Genomic DNA, 784 nt, shown 5'->3' on the forward strand with positions numbered 1-784 from the left:
AACTGATGATGGGCGGGTCGCCGTCTCGGGGAGTCTGGATGTTGTTGTCGGGGAGAAGCTCACGACCGCGATCGAAAAGCTGTCGGCGCCGGTCCCGCAACCGGATGGGTCGAAAGATCCCCGCGACGCACCCCGACGCCGCGCTGACGCGTTGGAGATGGTCCTTGACATGGCCGCCGGTGCAGGGGAACGGTCGGTGACCGCGCCACCTGCGGCGTTGATCAACCTGTCGGTACCCGTGGATACACCCGACAAGTCGGAATTGGCGTTCGGTGGGTCGATCACCCACAGCACCCTGCTCGAAACCAGCTGTGACGGTGTGGTGGTGATGACGATCGTCGACGGCGAGCGGGTCCCGTTGGATATGGGTCGGTCGAAACGGTTGTTCACCGCTTCGCAGCGGCGAGCGTTGTTCGAGCGGGATCGGTGTTGTATCAAGTGTGGTGCCCCGGCATCTCGGACTCAGGCTCATCACATTGCGCATTGGTCGGATGGTGGTGCGACTGATCTTGCGAACGGCTGTCTACTGTGTGCGTCGTGTCATGCCGATGTTCACCACAACGGATGGGATGTCTATACGGGGCCGGATGCTCATCCGTGGTTGATCCCGCCGGAGGTGGTGGATCGACGGCGTCGTCCGATTCCGGCATATAACAGGCGGTTTGCCGATGAGTTGCCGAATGCTGCCTGACCTTTTGTAGAAGCTTGTGTTCTTTGAGAACTTCATAGAGATTCGGGTTGGGTGTCGGAACCTCCGCCGGTTGCGTTGGCGAGTTCGGCCGGC

Annotated in this window: 1 protein-coding gene; it reads left to right on the forward strand. The window is 61.1% G+C overall.

All coding sequences use genetic code 11. The features are described from left to right. On the forward strand, positions 1–691 hold a 691-nt coding region (locus GD1_RS24445; RefSeq protein ID WP_157079566.1), incomplete at its 5' end, for an HNH endonuclease. Between the last annotated feature and the right edge of the window lie 93 nt (positions 692–784).

This window comes from Gordonia desulfuricans NBRC 100010 (assembly GCF_001485495.1).
Taxonomy (GTDB): domain Bacteria; phylum Actinomycetota; class Actinomycetes; order Mycobacteriales; family Mycobacteriaceae; genus Gordonia; species Gordonia desulfuricans.